The sequence below is a fragment of the Streptomyces sp. NPDC025793 genome (genome assembly GCF_055558375.1).
On the sequence record NZ_JBVHMR010000031.1, the window covers coordinates 45747 to 65874 of the forward strand.

The 20128-nt window shown below is 74.6% G+C and carries 17 protein-coding genes; 3 read left to right on the plus strand and 14 right to left on the minus strand.

Features of this window, described 5'->3' with window-relative positions:
* Nucleotides 1-636: a DedA family protein gene (locus ACZ4MF_RS36985; protein WP_467497167.1), complete on the plus strand. Its 636-nt coding sequence runs from the start codon at nt 1-3 to the stop codon at nt 634-636.
* Here ACZ4MF_RS36985 and ACZ4MF_RS36990 read toward each other — a convergent pair.
* The 6 genes from ACZ4MF_RS36990 to ACZ4MF_RS37015 form a co-directional block, all read right to left on the minus strand.
* Nucleotides 599-1849: an MBL fold metallo-hydrolase gene (locus ACZ4MF_RS36990; protein ID WP_467497119.1), complete on the minus strand. Its 1251-nt coding sequence runs from the start codon at nt 1847-1849 to the stop codon at nt 599-601. The genes ACZ4MF_RS36985 and ACZ4MF_RS36990 overlap by 38 nt on opposite strands.
* Nucleotides 1846-3102 carry an aminotransferase class I/II-fold pyridoxal phosphate-dependent enzyme gene (locus ACZ4MF_RS36995; RefSeq protein ID WP_467497121.1) on the minus strand — a complete coding sequence of 419 codons (1257 nt, stop codon included), beginning with the start codon at nt 3100-3102 and terminating at the stop codon, nt 1846-1848. The genes ACZ4MF_RS36990 and ACZ4MF_RS36995 overlap by 4 nt, the downstream gene beginning before the upstream one ends.
* Before the next feature lie 171 nt (nt 3103-3273).
* Nucleotides 3274-4353: a hypothetical protein gene (locus ACZ4MF_RS37000; RefSeq protein WP_467497123.1), complete on the minus strand. Its 1080-nt coding sequence runs from the start codon at nt 4351-4353 to the stop codon at nt 3274-3276.
* Nucleotides 4354-4850: 497 nt separating this feature from the next.
* On the minus strand, nt 4851-5108 hold the full coding sequence (locus tag ACZ4MF_RS37005; protein WP_467497125.1) for a DUF6158 family protein: 258 nt from the start codon (nt 5106-5108) through the stop codon (nt 4851-4853).
* A 144-nt stretch (nt 5109-5252) separates the two neighbouring features.
* On the minus strand, nt 5253-6872 hold the full coding sequence (locus ACZ4MF_RS37010) for an ABC-F family ATP-binding cassette domain-containing protein (RefSeq protein ID WP_376288723.1): 1620 nt from the start codon (nt 6870-6872) through the stop codon (nt 5253-5255).
* A 71-nt stretch (nt 6873-6943) separates the two neighbouring features.
* Nucleotides 6944-7600, minus strand: a complete 657-nt coding sequence (locus ACZ4MF_RS37015; RefSeq protein WP_467497127.1) for a histidine phosphatase family protein — start codon at nt 7598-7600, stop codon at nt 6944-6946.
* Between the two features lie 270 nt (nt 7601-7870).
* On the opposite strand from ACZ4MF_RS37015, the gene ACZ4MF_RS37020 reads away from it, so the two are divergent.
* A complete protein-coding gene (locus ACZ4MF_RS37020) occupies nt 7871-8692 on the plus strand; it encodes a class I SAM-dependent methyltransferase (protein ID WP_467497128.1) in 822 nt (273 codons plus the stop codon).
* Nucleotides 8693-8695: 3 nt separating this feature from the next.
* Here ACZ4MF_RS37020 and ACZ4MF_RS37025 read toward each other — a convergent pair whose 3' ends face one another.
* Both ACZ4MF_RS37025 and ACZ4MF_RS37030 read right to left on the minus strand, forming a co-directional pair.
* Entirely contained in the window at nt 8696-9457 is a 762-nt protein-coding gene (locus tag ACZ4MF_RS37025; protein WP_467497130.1) for a GvpL/GvpF family gas vesicle protein, read from the minus strand.
* A 115-nt stretch (nt 9458-9572) separates the two neighbouring features.
* Nucleotides 9573-11429, minus strand: a complete 1857-nt coding sequence (locus ACZ4MF_RS37030) for a transketolase (RefSeq protein WP_467497132.1) — start codon at nt 11427-11429, stop codon at nt 9573-9575.
* A gap of 162 nt (nt 11430-11591) precedes the next feature.
* Between ACZ4MF_RS37030 and ACZ4MF_RS37035 the strand changes: the two genes are divergently transcribed.
* The gene (locus tag ACZ4MF_RS37035) at nt 11592-11942 is read left to right on the plus strand and encodes a VOC family protein (RefSeq protein ID WP_356030499.1); all 351 of its coding nucleotides are present in this window, start codon (nt 11592-11594) and stop codon (nt 11940-11942) included.
* A 9-nt stretch (nt 11943-11951) separates the two neighbouring features.
* Here the strand turns inward: ACZ4MF_RS37035 and ACZ4MF_RS37040 are convergent, their stop codons facing one another.
* From ACZ4MF_RS37040 to ACZ4MF_RS37065, 6 genes are all read right to left on the minus strand, one after another.
* Nucleotides 11952-14030 (minus strand): DUF5107 domain-containing protein, encoded by a 2079-nt coding sequence (locus tag ACZ4MF_RS37040; protein ID WP_467497134.1) that lies wholly within the window; start codon nt 14028-14030, stop codon nt 11952-11954.
* A gap of 287 nt (nt 14031-14317) precedes the next feature.
* The gene (locus ACZ4MF_RS37045) at nt 14318-14887 is read right to left on the minus strand and encodes a GNAT family N-acetyltransferase (protein ID WP_467497136.1); all 570 of its coding nucleotides are present in this window, start codon (nt 14885-14887) and stop codon (nt 14318-14320) included.
* 69 nt (nt 14888-14956) lie between these two features.
* A complete protein-coding gene (locus ACZ4MF_RS37050) occupies nt 14957-15880 on the minus strand; it encodes a S66 peptidase family protein (protein WP_467497169.1) in 924 nt (307 codons plus the stop codon).
* Between the two features lie 5 nt (nt 15881-15885).
* The gene (locus ACZ4MF_RS37055; protein WP_467497137.1) at nt 15886-17838 is read right to left on the minus strand and encodes a prolyl oligopeptidase family serine peptidase; all 1953 of its coding nucleotides are present in this window, start codon (nt 17836-17838) and stop codon (nt 15886-15888) included.
* Nucleotides 17839-17869: 31 nt separating this feature from the next.
* Entirely contained in the window at nt 17870-19210 is a 1341-nt protein-coding gene (locus ACZ4MF_RS37060) for a M20/M25/M40 family metallo-hydrolase (protein WP_467497138.1), read from the minus strand.
* Nucleotides 19203-20036, minus strand: a complete 834-nt coding sequence (locus tag ACZ4MF_RS37065) for a M55 family metallopeptidase (protein WP_467497139.1) — start codon at nt 20034-20036, stop codon at nt 19203-19205. Before ACZ4MF_RS37065 ends, ACZ4MF_RS37060 begins: the two co-directional genes overlap by 8 nt.
* Nucleotides 20037-20128 lie beyond the last annotated feature (92 nt).

Genomic DNA, 20128 nt, shown 5'->3' on the forward strand with positions numbered 1-20128 from the left:
CTGCCGGTGTCCGCGGGGGTGTGGGCGGCCGCGGCGGCGCCTGCGGGGCCGGTGGTGCCGCCGGAGTCGACGCAGCAGGCGATCGGTTACCCGTCGTTGTTCCTGCTGGTGTTGATCGGGGCGCTGGTGCCGGTGGTGCCGACGGGGGCGCTGGTGAGTTCGGCGGCGGTGGTGGCGTTCCATCAGGCGGCGCCGTTCTCGTTGGGGCTGGTGTTCGTGACGGCGTCGTCGGCGGCGTTCCTGGGGGACGGGGCGTTGTACTGGCTGGGGCGGCGTGGGATGCGGTCGCGGGGTGGGTCGCGGTGGCTGGAGGCGATCCGGTCGCGGGCGCCGGACGCTGCGCTGGCTTCGGCGCGGGGGAGGCTGGCCGGGCACGGGGTCGCGGTGCTGGTGCTGTCCCGGCTGGTGCCGGCGGGTCGGATTCCGGTGATGTTGGCTTGTCTGATGGCTGATTGGCCGCTCGGGCGGTTCGGCCGGGGGAATGTGGCGGCGTGCCTGGCGTGGGCGGCGACGTATCAGGTCATCGGGATCCTGGGGGGTTCGTTGTTCCGTGAGCCGTGGGAGGGAGTTGTGGTGGCGGTGGCGCTGACGGTGGTGGTCAGTGGGGTGCCGAGTGTGGTGCGGCGGTTTCGGTAGCGGTGTCGGGGTGGGTGTGCGTTTCGGGGTGTGGGTTCGTCGTGGTCGGTCGGGTGGTTTCCCGCGCCCTGTTCGGGGTGGTGCTCCGTTCGAGCCGGCGTGACGCTCCGACCGGAAGGTCCCACAGGTCTTCCCGTGCCAGGCCTGCCTTCTCCCAGGCCGCACGCACGCGTGTGAGTGGTTCGAGGACGGGTTCGGCGGAGAGGACGAAGGTGCCCCAGTGCATGGGTGCCATGCGGGGGGCGCCGAGGTCGAGGGTGGCCTGGACGGCTTCCTCGGGGTCGCAGTGGACGTCGCTGAGCCACCAGCGGGGGTCGTAGGCGCCGATGGGCATGAGGGCGAGGTCGATGCCGGGATAGCGGCGGCCGATGCGGGAGAACCAGTGGCCGTAGCCGGTGTCGCCGGCGAAGTAGAGGCGTCGGCCGTCGGTGCCGGTGAGGATCCAGCCGCCCCACAGGCTGCGGCAGGTGTCGGTGAGGGTGCGCTTGGACCAGTGGTGGGCGGGGACGAAGTCGAAGCGGACTCCGGCCAGTTCGGCGCCCTCCCACCAGTCGAGTTCGGTGACGTGGGTGAAGCGGCGGCGCCTGAACCAGCGGGCGAGTCCGGCGGGGACGAACAGCGGTGTGGTGCGCGGGAGTCGGCGCAGGGTGGGGGCGTCGAGGTGGTCGTAGTGGTTGTGGCTGATGACGACGGCGTCGATGCGGGGCAGGCTGTCCCAGGGGACGCCGACGGGGGTGATGCGGGCGGGGGTGCCGAGGATGCGGCGGGACCAGACGGGGTCGGTGAGGACGGTCAGGCCGCCGATGCGGACGATCCAGCTGGCGTGTCCGGCCCAGGTGACGGCGAGGGTGTGGGTGTCGGGGCGGGGCAGCGGGCCGGGTTCGACGGGGAGCAGGGGGAGGTCGGCGAGGCCTTCGGCGCCGGGGCGTACGGCGCCTTCGCGGGCGAAGCGGGCCATGGCTCTGAGGCCGGGCAGCGGGGCGGTGAGCCGGTCGTGGAACGTCCGTGGCCACACGCGGTGTTCGCCCAGGGGGCGGGGCTCGGCGAGGGGCGGGACGGAGGGGGCGAGGGGTGTCGGTGCGGCCACGGTGACGGTGGTCGTGGCCGCGGGTGCCGTGGGAGACGTGGGAGACGTGGGGGACGCGGGAGGCGTGGGCGAGGTCGTCGGTGGGGTCGTCGTGAGCGATCCTGGCTCGTGCGTCTGCTGCGTCATCGAGGGGACTCCCGTCGCTGGGCTTCGTCGCGGAGATCGTCGAGGAGCGATGTCAAGGAGATCAACGCGCGGTGCACGTGCGGCAGTTCCAACGGTGTGGGGGACGTGAGGCATTCCGCGCGTTCGTCGTCGGTGGTGCCGAGCAGGGGGCCGGTGGCGAGGCGTACGCGCAGGGCGGCGAGGTCGTCGCCGAAGCGGTGGCCGCCGGGTGCGGGCATGCCGAGGCGGGTGGTGAGGAAGTCCTCCAACTCCTGGGCGTCGCCGACTCCTTGGGCGGCGAGGGGTGCGCGCAGGGGGCCGAGGTCGGCGTAGAGGTGGCGGCCGGCCTTCGGGGGGCGGGCGAGGGCACCGGCGGCGACGAGTGTGGCGTGCGCGGCGGCGGCCACGCGCGCGTGGAGTCGTACGGCGTGCTCGCGGCGCTCGGTGACGGGCGGGGGTTCGTCGAGGGCGTAGCCGGCTGCGGCGGCGACGGGGGCGGCGACGCGGGCGCCGAGTGCGGTGAGGATGTCGAGCACGCGCGCGTGGAGGTGGAGTCCGGGTCCGGTCGCGGGGAAGCGGGCGACGGCGGCGGGCCAGCCGGGGGGCAGCAGCGAGCCGGCGAGGTCGGTGACGACGGTGACCCGGTCGGGGCGCATCTCGGCGGGGCTGAGCAGGACGGTGTCGTGGGGGTCGTGCAGGGTGTCGCGCCAGGTCTCGTCGCTGACCAGGTGCAGGCCTTCGGAGGTGGCGGCTTCGACGGTCTCGTGGAGGAGTTCGGGGGCGGCGACGGTGGCGGTGGGGTCGTCGGCGACGGACAGTACGAGCAGCCGCGGGTCGCCGCCCTCGGTGCGGACCCGGCGGACGGTCTCCAGCAGGGCGTAGGGGTCGGGGACGCCGCCGCTCTCGGCGGGGGTGGGCACGTGGTAGACGGGCCGGCCGAGGATCCGGGCGTAGGGCGCCCACCAGGCGGCGCAGGGGCGGGGTACGAGGACGTCGGCGCCGTCCGAGGCGAGGGCGGCGGTGAGGGCGAGGAGCAGGGCGGGGGCGCCGGGGCCGGCGGCGACCTGGTCGGGGACGGTGGGCAGGCCGCGCCGGGTCCAGTAGCCGCAGGCCGATTCGAGGAGGCCGGGGGCGCCGCCGACGGGCTGGGCGTCGGTGCGGCGGGCGGCGGCGGCGAGTACGGCGATGAGTTCGGGGAGCACGGGCAGGCCGTCGCCGGGCAGGGGCGGGCCGTAGCGGACGGGGCCGTGGCCCTCGGGGTCCGTGCGCCGCATGTCCGCCTCCGCGCGGTCCGTGATGGGTCGTCGTGGGCTCGTCGTGGGCTGCTGTGCAGTCCGCTGTCCGGGGTCGCGGGGTACTGCGGCCGGCGCGGGAGGGGGGCCGGTGGCCTCCGGTGGGTGTACCCGGGGGGTGGGTGACTGTGAGCGGTGCGGGCGTTGTCCGGGTCATCCTCCGGTGGGGCGGCCCGCCGCGCCGCGCCGGTGGCCGTGGAGCCGGTGGCCGGCCCCGGCGCAGGCGGCGGCGATGAGGATGCCGCCGGCGACGAGGGCGGGGACGGAGCCGGTGAAGCTGCCGCCCTGCCCGGCCTCGACACCGTGCTGCACGCCGGCCGGGGCGCAGTCGTCGCCGTCGCGGGACGGGGTGCCGTGCGACGGGGCGGCGTGCGGGGAGTCGTGCTGGGGGTCGCGGGACTCGGTGCAGGTGTGGGTGTGGGTGTCCGTGTCGGAGCAGGCGCGGCTTCCGGTGACGCCTCCCTTCCCGCTCGTGTTTCCGCTCCCGCTGGTGGGGCAGTCGCGTCCGCTGCTCTGGCACGGTACGGTGTCGCGGCACGGGGTGCGGTCGGCGCAGGACTCGCCGTCCCGGCAGCCGGTGCTCTCCCGGCAGGAGGCGTCCCCGGGCCGGCACTGGGTGCCGCCGCTGTCGGCGCAGGGTTTGGTTCCGGGGAAGAGCTGGGCCGGAGCCTCGACGGCGCCGGGCAGCGGGTCGCTGGCGGGGTCGGGCAGGGGGCCGGCCGCAGCGCCGGCGCCGAACGACGGGCCGGTCGCGCCACCGGTCAAGGGGTCGGTGGCGGAGCCGGGCAAGGGGCCGGTCACACCGCCGGACATGGGGCCGGTCACGCTGCCGGACATGGGGCCGGTCACACTGCCGGACAAAGAACCGGTCACGCCGCCGGACATGGGGCCGGTCACACTGCCGGGCGGAGGGCCGGTGGCGCCGCCGGACAAAGGACCGGTCGCGCCGCCGGACGAAGAGCCGGTCGCGCCACCGGTCGTGGCACCGGACATAGGGCCGGTCCCGCCGCCGGACCCTCCGCCGGTCATGGGGCCCGTCATGGGGCCGGTCGCGTTGCCGGGCGGAGGAGGGCCGGTGGCGTTGCCGGGCGAGGTGCCGGTCGTGGTGTCGCAGTTCGCGGCGACGACGGTGGGGAGGGGGCCGGCCGGGGCGGCGGTGGCGGTGGGGCCGGGCAGGAACAGGGCGGCACCGGCGGCGAGGGCGACGGACAGGGCACGGGCGGTGCGGCGCATGGGACGGGCTCCTCGACGGGCTGCGGCGGATCGGCGGGCCCGCGGGTACGGCGGGCGCTGCCGGACGGCGCCACGGGCACGGGGCCGGGGGCACGGGGTGTGCCCTGGTTGCCATCACAGCCCGTGCGGCGCCGGACCGCGCGTCGCCGGACCCCATTCGCGGGACGGGGACGCCCAGCCGGGTGACGGGGGCGCGCGGTGCCTGTTCGGGTCGGTGCGGGGGCGGACACGTGGTGGTACGGCGCGGTCGGCGGCCGGCATGGGCGGACGCCGGCGCCGGTGTCACTGCCGGGCCCGGCGAGGAGGTTCTGCCGTGCCGCGGGCCTGGCGGTCGCGGGGCAGGGGGTGGGGTGCGGCGGTGTCCGGCACGGCACTGCGCGGCGCGGTACGGCGGTGGGTACGGCGCGGTCGGCGACCGGCGCGGCAGGGTTCGGGCGCGGGCAGGTGGGGGCGAAGGCCGGGCAGGGGCGGCCCCGGGGTGTGGGCGCGGGTGGCGGTCAGGTGCCGGCGGTGCGCGGGGTGGCGGTGTCGCCGCAGCAGCGGTCGCGGGCGCCCTCGCGGGTGCGGCCCGCGCTGACGAGGCGGCGCGGGTTGCGGCGCAGGTACTCGCCCTCCAGCTGCGCCATGCGCTCGTTGTGGGCCCGCAGCGCGTCGTTGGAGCCGTACAGCAGGGTGTCGTGGCGCGTGCGGTGGATCGTCTCCAGCTCTTTCATGAGCTGCTGGTCGTCCAGTCGGCTGGGGTCGACTCCGGTCATGGTGGTGCCCCGCTCGTCGTGTCCGTGGTCCCGGCCCCGAGCGTGCTGCCGGGAGGATCCCGGGAGGCCGGGGTTCCTGCCATCCACCATACGAAGATCCCGCGCCCTGAGCCTGCGAAGGCCCGGGGGCGCGGGGTGCGGGGGTCAGCGGGCGCGTTCGACGCGGCGTTCGTCCCAGACGGGTTCCGGGGTCTCGCGGACGCGGCCGTCGGTGCCGAAGACGAGGTAGCGGTCGAAGGAGCGGGCGAACCAGCGGTCGTGGGTGACGGCGAGGACCGTGCCGTCGAAGGCCTCCATGCCTTCCTGGAGGGCCTCGGCCGATTCCAGGTCGAGGTTGTCGGTGGGCTCGTCGAGGAGCAGCGCGGTGGCGCCGGCGAGCTCCAGCAGGAGGATCTGGAAGCGGGCCTGCTGGCCGCCGGAGAGCCGGTCGAAGGCCTGCTCTGCCTGCTGGGTCAGCTCGTAGCGGCGCAGCCGGGACATGGCCGGGCCCCGGTCCTGGGCGTGTTCCTTCCACAGGATGTCGAGGAGGGTGCGGCCGTGGAGTTCGGGGTGGGCGTGGGTCTGGGCGAAGTGGCCGGGGACGACGCGTGCGCCGAGTTTCCACTCCCCCGTGTGTGCCACGTCGTCGCCGGCGAGGAGGCGCAGGAAGTGGGACTTGCCGGAGCCGTTGGAGCCGAGGACGGCGACCCGTTCGCCGTAGAAGACCTCCAGGTCGAAGGGTTTCATCAGGCCGGTCAGTTCAAGTCCCTTGCAGGTGACGGCTCTTACGCCGGTGCGGCCGCCCTTGAGGCGCATGGTGATGTCCTGTTCGCGGGGCGGCTCCGGGGGCGGGCCGGCCTCCTCGAACTTGCGCAGGCGGGTCTGTGCGGCGGCGTAGCGGGAGGCCAGCTCGTGGGAGACGGTGGCCGCCTGGCGGAGGCTCAGCACGAGCTTCTTGAGCTGGGCGTGTTTCTCGTCCCAGCGGCGGCGCAGTTCCTCGAAGCGGGCGAAGCGTTCGCGGCGGGCGTCGTGGTAGGTGGCGAAGCCGGCGCCGTGCACCCAGGCGTCGGCGCCGGCCGGGCCCGGTTCGACGGAGATGATCTTCTCGGCGGCGCGGGCGAGGAGTTCGCGGTCGTGGGAGACGAACAGGACCGTCTTGCGGGTCTGCTTCAGCTGCTCCTCGAGCCAGCGTTTGCCGGGTACGTCGAGGTAGTTGTCGGGCTCGTCCAGCAGGAGGACCTCGTCGGTGCCGCGCAGCAGGGCTTCGAGGACGAGGCGCTTCTGCTCGCCGCCGGAGAGGGTGCGCACCTGCCGCCACTGGGCCGTGTCGTAGGGCATGCCGAGCGCGGCGGTGGTGCACACGTCCCACAGGGTCTCGGCCTCGTAGCCGCGGGCCTCGGCCCAGTCGGCGAGGGCCTGGGCGTAGGCGAGCTGGGCGGTTTCGTCGTCGACGGTCATGATCGCGTGCTCGGCGTCGTCGACGGCCTTGGCCGCTTCGCGGATGCGGGGCGGGGCGACGGAGACGAGCAGGTCGCGTACGGTCGTCTCGTCGCGTACGGAGCCCACGAACTGGCGCATGACGCCGAGGCCGCCGGTGACGGTGACGGTGCCGCCGTGAGGTTTCAGCTCGCCGGAGATCAGCCGCAGCAGGGTGGTCTTGCCGGCGCCGTTCGGGCCGACCAGGGCGACGGCGGAGCCTTCGCCGACGCGGAAGGACACGTCCCCGAGGAGGGTCCTCCCGTCGGGGAGGTGGTACTCGAGGTGTGCGGCTTCCAGATGTCCCATGACCTGGCATTGTGCGGGGTGGGCGGTGAACAGGGCAAACGCTTATCGGGGGGCGTTCGGTGCCGGGGCGGTCAGCGGGCCGCGTCGAGGGGTTCTCCCGTCGGCCCGGGCTCTCCGGCCGGTTCCACCGCGGCGCCCTGCCAGGAGATCGTCTTCCAGCCGTCGGCCGGGGTTCCCTCCAGGACGATCACGCCGGTGTTGTGGAGGGGGCGGGCGGCGGCGAAGGCGGCGTCGACGTTGTCGGCGCGGGCGGCGGTCCACAGGCGGATCGCGGCGCCGTGGCTGACGAGGGCGGCGGTGCCGGCGCCGCCGGCCGCGGCCTCGGCGACGACGGCGTCGTACCGGGCGAGGGCCGCCTCGCCGCTCTCCCCGCCGGGGATGCGCCGGGTGGTGTCGCCGGCCGCCCACGCGAAGATGGTGTGCATGTACTCCCGGCCCTCGGTGGACTCGCCGGGCAGCATCTCCAGGTCGCCGGCGGACACCTCGCGGATGCCGTCGCGGACGATGGTTTCGAGGCCCCGGGCGGCGGCCAGCGGGGCCGCCGTCAGCTGGGTGCGCAGCAGGGTGGAGACGTAGAGGGCGTCGATGTGCTCGTCGGCGAGCGCCTCGGGCAGGGCGGCGGCCTGTGCCTCGCCGAGCGGGGTGAGTCCCGGTCCGGGGACGGCGGTGTCCAGGCGGTGGTCCACGTTGGAGGGGGTCTCGCCATGGCGGACGAGGAGCAGACGCATGCGGGGTTCTCCCTTCGCGCCGGTCATGCGCCCGGCGCACGCGCACACGGAAGCGGGCACCTCAGGGTATCCGCACGCGGGCGGGGGCCGGTCCGCCGGGCGCGCGCCCGCCGTCGCGCGGCCCTTGCGCGGCAGCGTCCGCACACACACGATTTCTGACGTACCGTCAGTCCATGATGCGAAACGACGGTCTCATCATTCGGCATGCGCGCGTACGGTGATCCGTACCACCGTCGGACACCGCCGGACCAGAGGTGAAGGGGAACCGCCATGCCGAGAGCACGGGAGACGGCCGTCTACACGCACGGGCACCACGCGTCGGTGCTGCGTTCGCACACCTGGCGGACCGCCGCCAACTCCGCGGCGTATCTGCTCGGTTCGCTGAAGCCGCACATGAAGATCCTGGACATCGGCTGCGGTCCCGGGACCATCACCGCGGACCTGGCGGAGCTGGTCCCCGACGGTCATGTCACCGGTGTCGACCACGCGCCCGGCATCCTGGAGCAGGCCCGGGCCACCGCGCAGGCGCGCGGGCTGGCCAACGTGGACTTCGCGGTCGCCGACGTCCACGCCCTGGACCATCCGGACGACACGTTCTGCGTGGTCCACGCCCACCAGGTGCTCCAGCACGTCGGCGACCCGGTGCAGGCGCTGCGCGAGATGCGCCGGGTGACGAGGCCGGGCGGGTTCATCGCGGTACGCGACGCGGACTACGCGGCGATGACCTGGTACCCGGCGGTGCCCGGCCTGGACGACTGGCTGGATCTGTACGAGCGGGTGGCCCGGGCCAACGGCGGCGAGCCGGACGCCGGGCGCCGGCTGCTGGCGTGGGCGCGGGCCGCCGGGCTGCGGGACATCACCGCGACGTCCGCCACCTGGACGTTCGCCACGCCCGAGGAGCGGGCCTGGTGGAGCGGGCTGTGGGCGGACCGCACCGTGGCCTCCGCCTACGCGGAGCGGGCCGTGCAGGGCGGGCACGCGACCGAGGAGCGGCTGCGGGCGGTGGCCGAGGCGTGGCGGGACTGGGGCCGGCGGGAGGACGGCTGGTTCGGCGTGCTGCACGGGGAGATCCTGTGCCGCAAGGAGGCCTGAGGGTCAGCGGGGTTCCTCGCCCGTGAAGGAGTACCGGGTCTCCTCGCCCGTGAAGGAGTACGCGGCCCAGGGACCGGTGAGTTCCACCCGGACTCCCGGTTCCTCGGCCCGCGTGCGGTCCACCAGTTCCACGAACTCCTCGCAGTGCGCCCGGGGCACCAGATAGGCCGCGTCGAGCACGTTCCGGGCCGCGTGGCCCGGCGGGGTGCACGCCGGGACGCGCACGCGGCAGGCCTCCGCCCGCCCGGCGAGGCGTTCGTGCAGGGTGCGGACGAAGGCCTCCCCCGGCTCGGCGGCGAAGCCGGGCCCGGCAGGCACACCGGCGTCGGCGGCGGAACCGGGCTCGCGGGCGGATCCGGGGGCGGCCGTCGGCTGCGTGTACACCTTCACGCCCCACTCCACCCGGCCCTCCAGCCGGTCCAGGACCCGGCGGAAGGAGTCCTCGTGGGTCTCCAGCAGCGTGCGCACCACGCTGTCGTCCTCGCAGACGGTCCCGAGCCGCAGCGGCAGCGGGGTGGTGACCGTGGCCAGCGCGGCGATCACACCGCGGTGCGCGCGGACGGTCGCCGCCAGCCACACCGGGTCCTCCAGGTGGGCCTGGAAGGCCTCCTCGCCGAAGTCGGCCTCGGGCACCGTACTGACGACCGCGACCAGCCCGCGGTGGCGCAGCAGGCCCGGCGGGGCGCCCGCGACGCCCGTCAGCTGGGACTGAAGGGGCGTGTCGAAGGGGCGGCAGACGGCATAGACGTAGCGCAGGCCGGCCATGGTCCCTCCTTTGCTCCAGCTCCAGACTGACCCTGCGGGCGCGCCCGCGCCACAGAGGCCGGCGCGGACCACTGCGGCGTCGGCCGGCCGTGTCGCCGGCCGGCCGTGTCGCCGCTCAGTGCGCGGCCTTCTCCTCCACCAGCAGTTTCACGGCGTTCACGATGCCCACGGCGTCGATGCCGGCCGCGTTCAGCTGCTCGTCGGGCGCGGCCGAGCCCGGCATGGTGCGCACCGCGAGCCGGACCAGCCGGGGCACGGGCCGGCCGTCGGCGAAGGCCTCCGCGACGGCGTCGCCGAGGCCGCCCTCGGGGTGGTGGTCCTCGACGGTGAGCAGGCAGCCGGTCTCGTCGGCGGCCCGGCGCAGGGTCTCGGTGTCGACGGGCTTGACGGAGTACAGGTCGATCACCCGGACCCGGATGCCGTCCTCGGCGAGCCGGTCGGCCGCCGCGAGCGCCTCGGGCACGGTGACCCCGGCCGCGACCACGCTCACCCGGTCCTCGTCACTGGCGCGCAGCGTCCTGCTGCCGCCGACGGGGAACTCCTCACCGGGCCCGTAGATCACCGGTGTCGCGCCGCGCGAGGTGCGCAGATACCGGATGCCGTCGAGGCCGGCCATGGCCGCGACCAGGCGGGCGGTCTGGTTGGCGTCGCACGGGTAGAGCACCGTCGAGCCGTACACGCCACGGAACATCGCCAGGTCCTCCAGGCCCATCTGGGAGGGCCCGTCCTGCCCGATGGCGACACCGGCGTGCGAGCCGACCAGGTTGATCCCGGCGCCGCTGACGGACGCCATGCGCACGAAGTCGTGAGCGCGGGTGAGGAACGCGGCGAACGTGGAGGCGTACGGCAGCCAGCCGCGCGCGGCCATGCCGACGCTGCAGGCGACGAGCTGCTGTTCGGCGATGTAGCACTCGAAGAACCGCTCGGGGTGGGCTTTGGCGAAGGCCTCGGTGCGGGTGGAGTCGCCGACCTCCCCGTCCAGGGCGACCACGTCGCCGCGGGCGGTGCCGAGCGCGGCGAGGGCCGCGCCGAAGGCGTCCCGGGTGGCGACCTCGTCGCCCTCGTCGTAGCTCGGGAGCAGGACCGCCTCGGTGGTGCGGTCGCGCAGCGCGGCGGCGGCGGGCGGCTCGCCGACGCGGACGTGGACGTCGCGCGGTCCGCCGAGTTCGGCGACGGCCTCCTCGGGGTGGGGCAGCGGCTTGCCGTGCAGGCCCTCGTGGTCCTCGGCGGCGGCGACTCCCCGGCCCTTGAGGGTGCGGGCGAGGACGACGACGGGCTGCCCGGTGGTGGCCAGTGCCTCGCGGTAGGCCTGGTCGATCTTCTCGATGTCGTGGCCGTCGGTCTCGACGGCGTGCCAGCCGAAGGCCCTGAAGCGGCGGGCGTAGGCGTCGAGGTCGTGGCCGTGCCGGGTGGGGCCGCGCTGGCCGAGCCGGTTGACGTCCACGATCGTGATCAGGTTGTCCAGCTGCTCGTACCCGGCGTGTTCGGCGGCCTCCCACACCGAGCCCTCCGCCAGTTCGCTGTCCCCGCACAGCACCCACACGCGGTAGCCGGTGCGCTCCAGGCGTTTGCCGCACAGGGCGATGCCGACGCCGACGGGCAGGCCCTGGCCGAGGGAGCCGGTGGCCGTCTCCACCCAGGGCAGCCGCCGGGGCGTGGGGTGCCCCTCCAGTCGGCTGCCGAGTTTACGGAACGTGAGGAGTTCGCCGTCCTCGACCGCGCCGGCCGCCTTGTAGGCGGCGTACAGCAGGGGTGAGGCGTGGCCCTTGGACAGGACGAAGCGGTCGTTGCCGGGGTGCTCGGGGCGTTCGAAGTCGTAGCGCAGGTGCTGCCCCAGCAGGACGGCCATCAGGTCGGCGGCGGACATCGAGGAGGTGGGGTGCCCGGAGCCCGCGGCGGCGGAGGCGCGTACGCTGTCGACGCGCAACTGCGCGGCGAGTTCGGAGAGTTCGTCGAGTTCGGCGGTGTTCATGGTTCTCCACGGATCGTTGTGCAGGTCGGCTCAGGGGAGGTTTTCCGTGTATCCGTGAGCACGGCACTCAAACGCCCCGCCGGTCACCCGAACGGCATGGCGGTGTGCGGCCGGCTCCGGCGGCGCCACCGTCGGCCGGGAAGTCCAACTAGGCTCGTTGGTATGGAGATTCTTGGCGCCACACTGCGCATCTGCGTCGACGACCTCGAAGCCGCGGTCCCGTTCTACGAGCGGCTGGCGGGCGGCAGAGCCCAGCGGTTCGCGCGCGGTGGGGTGCAGGTCGCCGCGATCGGGTCCTTTCTGCTGATGAGCGGGCCGCAGGCGGAGCTGGAGATTCTCCGGAAGGTGACGGCGACCATCGCGGTGCAGGACGTGGCGCAGGCGCACGAGGTGCTGACCGGTCTCGGCGCGCGGATCCTCGCCGGGCCGCTGCCGAGCCCGGCCGGGCGCAGTCTGCTGGTGATGCATCCGGACGGGACCGTCTTCGAGTACGTGGACCAGCAGCGGGCCTGAGCCGCCTCGCTACGGCTGGTCCGGGCGCATCCGGAAGTCGAGGCGGGCGGGCAGCGGCTCGTCGGTGAGCCGGGACCACAGCCGGCCGATCGTCTCCTCGCCCTCGCGCAGGTCGGCGACCTCGACGTCCTCGTCGAGGACGGCCCGCGCCGCCTCGGGCCGGCCCTCGGCGAGCAGCAGTTCTGCCTCAAGGAGGCGGAAGCGGCCGCGCTCGCGCACGGCGGGCGGCAGCCGGTCCCACCCGGCGCGGGCCTCGGCCGTGCGCCGCACCCGCAGCAGGGCCCGGAGGGTCTCGCGGCCGAGCGCGGCCCGGGCGGCGGCCCAGATCCCGCCGTCGTCGCCGGCGCCGTCGCCGTCGCCGTCGCCTGGGGTGTGTGCCGTGTCCTCCGGGCCGTGAGGCAGGGCGCGGCACAGGTCGTCGAAGGCGTCCGCGTAGCGTGCGGCGGCCCGCTCGTGGTGGCCGGACGCCTGGTCGGCGACGGCGAGGCAGCGCAGCGACGGCCAGCGGGAGGACGCCCGTCGCAGGGAGCGTTCCCAGCTGCGGACGGCCTGGGCGCGGTCGCCGGCGTGCCACTGGGCGACTCCGAGGTGGTACTCGGTGTGCGGGGTGGCGGGCGCGGTCTCCAGCATGTCCCGCCAGTGCGGGGCGACGAGGCTCTCGCCGGGCGGACCTGCCCGGTGCGGCTCGGGCAGCGTGCCGGTGCGCAGCAGTTCCCGCCAGGGCGTCTGGGCCTCGCCCAGGGTGGACTCGGGGAACGGGGTGCCGGGCAGCTTCCCGTCGGAGTGCAGCACCTCCAGGGCGCCCCAGCCGGAACCGGCGGCCAGGATCGCGGCCGGTTCGGTGTCGGCGCACGGCAGCCACTGGGCGTAGGCCTGCTCGACGCGGGCGCGGGGCAGGGTCGCCTCCAGCCGGTCCTCGGCGCCCCGGACCGCCCGGGTCCACTCCCCCTCACCCGGCGTGTCGAGCGGGCCGTACGCCTCCAGCCAGGACACCTCGCTCTGCGCCTCAAGCCGGACGTGTTCGAGCTGGGTGCGGGCGAGGCCGGCCTGGATCTCGCAGTAGCCGCCGGTGCCGGGCTCGGTCAGCCACCGCTGCCAGCGCCGGCCGCCGGGCAGGTGGCCCCACACGAAGAGCTTGCGGCCGCGCAGGGTGTCGGTGGAGGTCTGCACCAGTCCGTGCCCGTCGGCGTCGAGGGCGGCGATCCAGCGGCGCCGGGCGTCCGGCACCTCGTAGAAGTAGTCGGCGGCGTAGGGGCTGTCGAGGGGGCGGGTGCGGTCGATGCCGTCGTACGTGGGCACCGGGACCCGGCGCAGGCGGCGTTCGTAGCCGATGGGGGCACCTCCCACGAAGTGGGGGAGCCAGGCCTCGTCGGCGGGTGCGAGGACGCGGACGTCCTCCGGTACCGCGATGTTGGACCACCAGTAGGCGGGCACCGGGCGCTCGTGCGGGTTGCGGATCCGGACGCCGACGTAGAGGAAGTCGGAGCCGTCGGGCAGCCACAGGTCAACCTGGAAGGGCAGGTCGCGCAGCCGCTCCCACTCCCACAGGCGCAGCATCTCGCCGCCGTCGGGCGCGGGGACGCGGGCGGCGTGCAGCGGGGCGCAGGACAGGGTGGTGTGGCCGGTGGCACCGATGTTCCATTCGATGCCGCCGGAGTACCAGGCGCCGTTGAGGGCGAAGCCGGCGGGCTGGAACACCGGGTTGCGGTAGAGGAGTTCGCGTCCGGTGGGCAGGTGGAGGAGGGAGGCGACGCGGCCGCCGAGGCCGGGCAGGACGGTGGCGCGCAGCCGGTCGTTCTCGATCACCAGGGCGTCCAGGGCGCGCGGTGTGCGGGTTCTGCCGTAGCCGTCACGGACGCGGACCGGGAGCAGGCTGGTGAGCGGCTCGTGGTCGAGTTGCCGAACCTCCCCCGCTCTCGGCTTCGCTCGAGCGGGGGCACCCCCACCCCGGGGCATCCCTTCCCGGTCGCGGTCGTCGATGCGGTGGACCTCGTCGAGGAGGTGCAGCGGGGGCAGGGGGTTGTCCGGGCCCAACTCGGCGGCGGGCAGGGTCAGTACCTCACGTCGGATCCTCGTCACGATCACCATGGAACCCGGAGCGCGAGCCACTGCCCAGGGGAGCTGCCGGTCAGGATTGCGCAAAGGCGGCCACGACCACGTCGGCGTCCGGGTGCGCATGGAAACCGTCGAGGGCGGGCACCTCGGGGTCACGGACGCCGAAGAACCGTACGTCCCTCCTGCCGGTCGCCCCCCGTCGTGGCGCGGGGGCACGACGTTCGTGACAGCCGGGGGCGCGCGGGCGCAGGCCCAGGTCGCAGGGGGCGTCGGGCACGACCGGCCCGCGCAGGGCGGGTCCCCTCACCGCGCCGAGGCGCTCAGCTGCCGGTCCGCATCTCGACGGTCAGCGCCCAGCGTTCGTGGTCGCGCCAGGCCCCGTCGATGTGGATCATGGCGGGCGAGAAGCCCTCCAGCCGGAAGCCGGCGCCGCGCGCCAGCGCGACGGAGGCGGTGTTCTCGGGCTGCACGTTGATCTCCAGCCGGTGCAGGCCGAGGGGACCGAAGGCGTAGTCGACGACCAGGTCGAGGCCCTCGCGCATCAGGCCGCGCCCGGCGGCGTGCGCGAAGGCGCCGTAGCCGAGCGCGCCGCACTGGAAGCCGCCCCGCACGATGTTGTTGATGTTGATGAAGCCCGCGATGGCCCCACCGCCCCCGCTGCCCCCGTCGTCCTTCTCGCAGACCAGGAAGCCGGCCTTCGTCGGGTCCTCGATCAGCCGGCCCGCGTAGGCGGCGTAGGCCTCGTCGTTGTCCGGCGGGAACAGCCAGGGCCGGTGCAGGTCCTTGCTCTCGCGGGTGCGGGCCGTGAACTCGGGTCCGTCCTGGAGGGTGAAGTGACGGACGGCCACGCGGGGGCCCTGGGCGAGGTAGTGGGGCGCGGTGTGCGGCATCCGGCCAGCGTACGACGTCAGCGGCCGTGCCGCATCCGCGCACCGGGCCCGGCGGCGGGCCCGGTGCGGTCAGCGCAGGGCCGGCTCGTCCAGGGTCAACGTGGCGGTGTCCGCGTCGAGTTCGGCCGCGACACCGAAGGGGATCGTCAGCGCGCCCGCGCAGTGCCCGAAGCCGAACTCCTCCACCACCGGCACGCCGAGCGCCCCGAGCCGGTCGGCGAGCATGGGCCGCACCGCGGCGTAGTCGCCGCACCTCTCCCAGGAGCCGAGCAGGATCCCGCGCACGCCCTCCAGCCAGCCGGCGCGCAGGAGTTGGGTGAGGTAGCGGTCCAGGCGGTACGCCTCCTCGCCGACGTCCTCCAGGCACAGCAGCCCGCCGGCCGCCGAGGGGCGGGCGTGCGGGGTGCCGAGGTCGGTGGCGAGCAGGGCCGGGCAGCCGCCGAGGGTGATGCCGCGGGCGCGGCCGGGCACGAGGGCCGTGCCGCCGGAGGCGATGGTGCGGACCGTCTCCGGGGCGAAGAGGGTGGCCTTCAGGTGTTCCTGTGCCCGGGTGTTCTTGATGAAGTCGATGCCCGCCGCCATCGGCCCGTACAGGGTGGCGAGTCCGAGGCGGGTGGCGAAGGCCTCGTGCAGGGAGGTGATGTCACTGAAGCCGAGGAAGACCTTCGGCCCGGCGGCGCGCATCGCGTCCCAGTCCAGCAGGTCGATCATGCGTTGTGCGCCGTAGCCGCCGCGGGCGCACAGGACGGCGTCGACCGTGGGGTCGCACCAGGCGTTCTGCAGGTCGGACGCGCGGTCGGCGTCGCTGCCGGCGAGGTAGGCGAACTCGCCGTGCCGGTCGAGGACATGGGGTGCGGCGACCGGGTCGAGGTCCCAGCCGCGCAGCACGTCGAGCCCGGCCTGGAGGCGCTCCTCGGGCACCGGCCCGCTGGGGGCGACGACGGCGACGCGGGCGCCGGGGGCCAGCCGCCTCGGCCGGGCCAGTTCCTTCATGTCCTTCACGGGTGCAGCTCCAGTCTCGGGACATCGGGCGCATCCAGCCCGAACACCTGAGCGTACAGCGATATCTCCGCCTCCAGCGCGCGCACCATCGTCTCGGCCCGCCGGAATCCGTGCCCCTCCCCCGCGAACGTCAGATAGGCGTGCGGCACGCCGCGGCCCCGGATCCGGGTGAGGAGGCGTTCACACTGGGCGGGCGGGCAGATCACGTCGTCCAGGCCCTGGAGCAGCAGGAACGGCACGGTGAGCCGGTCGGCGTGGGTGAGGGGCGAGCGTTCGGCGTACCGGTCCGGCACCTCGGCGAACGGCCCGATCAGCGACTCCAGGTAGCGGGACTCGAAGTCGTGGGTCTCGCCGGGGCCCCAGGTGGTGAGGTCGAGGACGGGGTAGGCGATGGTGCCGCAGGCGTAGACGTCGGTGGTGGCCAGGGAGGCGGCGGCGGTCCAGCCGCCGGCGCTGCCGCCGCGGACGGCGAGCCGGGCGGGGTCGGCGGTGCCCTCCTCGGCAAGGGCGCGGGCGACGGCCGCGCAGTCCTCGACGTCGACGACGCCCCACTGCTCGTGCAGCCGCTCGCGGTAGGCGCGGCCGTATCCGGTGGAGCCGCCGTAGTTCACCTCGGCGACGCCGATGCCGCGCGAGGTGAAGTAGGCGACGGAGAGGTCCAGTACGAGGGGTGCCCTGCTGGTGGGGCCGCCGTGCGCCCAGATGACGTAGGGCGGGGCCTCGCCGTGGGGTGCGGTGCGGGCGGGGTGGCGGGGCGGGTGGATGTGGGCGTGCACCTCGCGGCCGCCGGGGCCGGTGAAGGTGCGGGTGCGGGGCTTCGGGTAGTAGGCGGGGTCGACGGCGTCCCGGTGCCGGGCGCCGACGGCGCGGGCCCGGCCGGTGACGGTGTCCAGTTCGACCACCTCGTGGCCGGTGCGGGGGCCGGCGCCGACCGCGACGACCCGGCTGCCGTGGGCGGCGAGGGCGGGCGCGAACTCGGTCCAGGGTCCGGCGGCGTCGACGACCTCGCCGGATTCTGTATCCAGTATTCCGAGTACGGTCGACCCTCTACCGTGTACGACCGCGACCAGCCCGTTGTCCAGCGGCGCGAACCAGCGCAGGCCCGGTTTCCACAGCGGGCCCGCGAACTCCTCCTCGCGGGGGCAGAGCGGGGTGCCGTCGCGGTAGAGGTTCCACCAGCCGCTGCGGTCGCTCGTATACAGAAGACTGCCGTCCGTATGCCATTCCGCCTGGGCGACCGCCTCGCCCGGCCCGCCGGCGACCGTGTGGACGGTATGCGGTATTCCGTCGGCACCGATCTCACCGACGCGCAGTTCCGTCCCCTCCCACGGCATCCGCGGATGGTCCCAGGCGAGCCACGCGGCCCGGCGGCCGTCGGGCGAGACGCGCGGGCCGGTGACGAACCGGTGCCGGCCGTCGGTGAGTTCGCGCACCGCGCCGCGGTCCTCGGCGGCGGATCCGTCGAGGGGTACGGCGGCCAGGAGGCGGCGGACGTCGCCGGGGCCGTCCCCGGTGAACTCCTCCAGCACGCACCACACTTCGCCGCGGGCGATGTCCAGGTGCGGGTCCGCCCAGCGCAGGCCCGCGCCGACCGGGGAGAGCGGGGTCAGCGGGCGCGGCTCGCCGCCGGGCTCGTACCGGTACAGCCGCTGGTCGGCGAAGTGCGTGAAGACGATCAGCGGCCGGCCGTCCCGCGTCGCTCCGGTCCAGGGGCGGCCGCCGTACTCGACGACCCGGTTGCGCACGTTCCACGGCGCGGGCAGCACGGTCTCCTGCGTGCCGTGGGCGGTGCGGCGCACCAGGGCCCGGCGGCCGCCCTCGGCGGGGCGGGGCTCGGTCCACCACACCTCGTCCCCGACGAACTCCACCCACTCCGGGTGTCCGTCGTGTGCGGCGGCCAGCGTCGCGTCGACGGGTGACGGCCAGGTTCCGTACGGTGCGGTCAGCACTCCGGTGTCCTCCTTCGTCGGGACAGCACACCTAGGCCGTGCGCAGGAAGCGGTCGAGCACGCGGACGCCGAAGTGGAGCGCCTCGACGGGTACGCGTTCGTCCACGCCGTGGAAGAGGGCCTGGTAGTCGAGGTCCTCGGGCAGCTCCAGCGGGGTGAAGCCGTAGCCGGTGATGCCGAGCCGGGAGAACTGCTTGGCGTCGGTGCCGCCGGACATGCAGTACGGCACCACGTGCCCGTCCGGTGCGAACTCCTCGACGGCGGCCCGCATCCGTGCGAAGGTCGGCGAGTCCACCGGCGCCTGCAGGGCCTCCTCGCGGTGTGCGAACTCCCAGTGCACGTCGGGGCCGGTCAGCTCGTCGAGGGTGTCGGTGAACTCCTCCTCGCCGCCCGGCAGATACCGCCCGTCGACGTAGGCGACGGCCTCGCCGGGGATCACGTTGAGCTTGTAACCCGCCTGCAGCATGGTCGGGTTGGCACTGTTGCGGACGGTCGCCTCCACGAGCCTGGCGGCCGGGCCGAGCTTGTGCAGCAGCCGGTCCACGTCCCGGAAGTCGGGCTCGATGCCGTAGAGGGCGGCGAGTTCGGTGAGCGCGGCCCGCGCGGTCGGGGTGAGGCGCAGCGGCCACTGGTGCTCGCCGATGCGGGTGACGGCGGCGGCGAGCCGGGTGACCGCGTTCTCCGGGTTCACCTTGGAGCCGTGTCCGGACCGGCCGCGCGCGGTGAGTTTCAGCCAGCCGGTGCCCCGCTCCCCGGCCGCGATCGGGTAGATCCGGTGACCGGCGCCGTCGTGGAAGGTGAAGGCGCCGGACTCGCTGACGCCCTCGGTGCAGCCCTCGAAGAGTTCGGGGTGGCGGTCGGCGAGGAAGCCGGAGCCGTCCTCGGCGCTGGCCTCCTCGTCGGCGGTGAACGCGATGACGAGGTCCCGGCGGGGCCGTACGCCGCGGCGGGCCCAGGAGCGGACGACCGCGAGGATCATCGCGTCCATGTTCTTCATGTCGACGGCGCCGCGCCCCCACACCACCCCGTCGCGGATCTCCCCGGAGAAGGGGGGCACGCTCCAGTCGGCGGCCTCGGCGGGCACGACGTCGAGATGACCGTGGACGAGCAGCGCGTCGGTGCCGGGGTCGGTGCCCTCGATGCGGGCGACGACGTTGGTGCGGCCGGGTGTGCGCTCCAGCAGCAGCGGCTGAAGGCCCGCGCCGGCCAGCCGTTCGGCGGCGTACTCGGCGGCGGGCCGCTCCCGGCAGTCCCCGCCGCCGCGGTTGGTGGTGTCGATGCGGATCAGGCCGGAGGTGAACTCCACGACCTCGGCCAGGGCCTGCTCGTCGACCCGCTCAGCGGTCTGCTCGTCGACCTGCCGGTCAGCCATACTGTTCCTCCACGGCGGCGGAGACGATCGTGGTGACCGCCTTGAACGTCCGGATCCCCTCGTACATCGTGGCGCTGGTGTACGCCACCTTCCGCTCCCCGATCCGCGCGACCCCGGGGACGACGGTGGCGGCCATCCCCAGATGCTCGGCGTCGAACTCGACCGCGACGGTGAACGGCCCGGCCTGCACCGGTTCCTGAGGGACCGCCAGCCGGGCCGCCTCCTTGGCGGCCGCGCGGATGTCGGCGGCGGTGCGGGCCGGTGTGCGGCAGATCGCGGCGTAGCGCGACACATGGTCCTTGACGGCGACCTTCAGCGCCTCGGGGGCGTAGCCGAGCGCGTCCTCGCAGGCGAGGTCGTCGCCGGTGACGAGGACGACGGGCACGCCGTACTCGGCGACGACGTGCGCGTTGAGCAGACCCTCGCTGGCGCGGACGTCGTTCAGCCACACCCCGGTGATCTGGTTGGCGAGGTAGGTGTGGGCGAGGACGCCCTCCGTACCGGCGCCCGCGTGGTAGCCGACGAAGGCGATACCGTCGACGTCGCCGTGCTGCACGCCCTCCACCATGGAGAGGGTCTTGTGCCGTCCGGTGATCATCTCGACCCGCTCGTCCAGCCGCTCCAGCAGCAGGTTGCGCATGGTCCAGTGGGCCTCGTTGACGAGCACCTGGTCGGCGCCGCCGTCGAAGAAGCCCTGCGCGGCGGCGTTCACGTCCGAGGTGAACATGGACCGGCACCGCTCCCACTGCGGTGTCCCCGGCAGTACGTCGGCCGGCCACGTGACGCCCGTGGCCCCTTCCATGTCGGCACTGATGAGGATCTTCATGGTGCTTCACGGTACGCGTCGGCGGGGGAACTTCCTACGAGGCGGAACGGAGGCCGAGCCCGCTGCCCGGAACTCTGTCGAGGGGCGGGCCG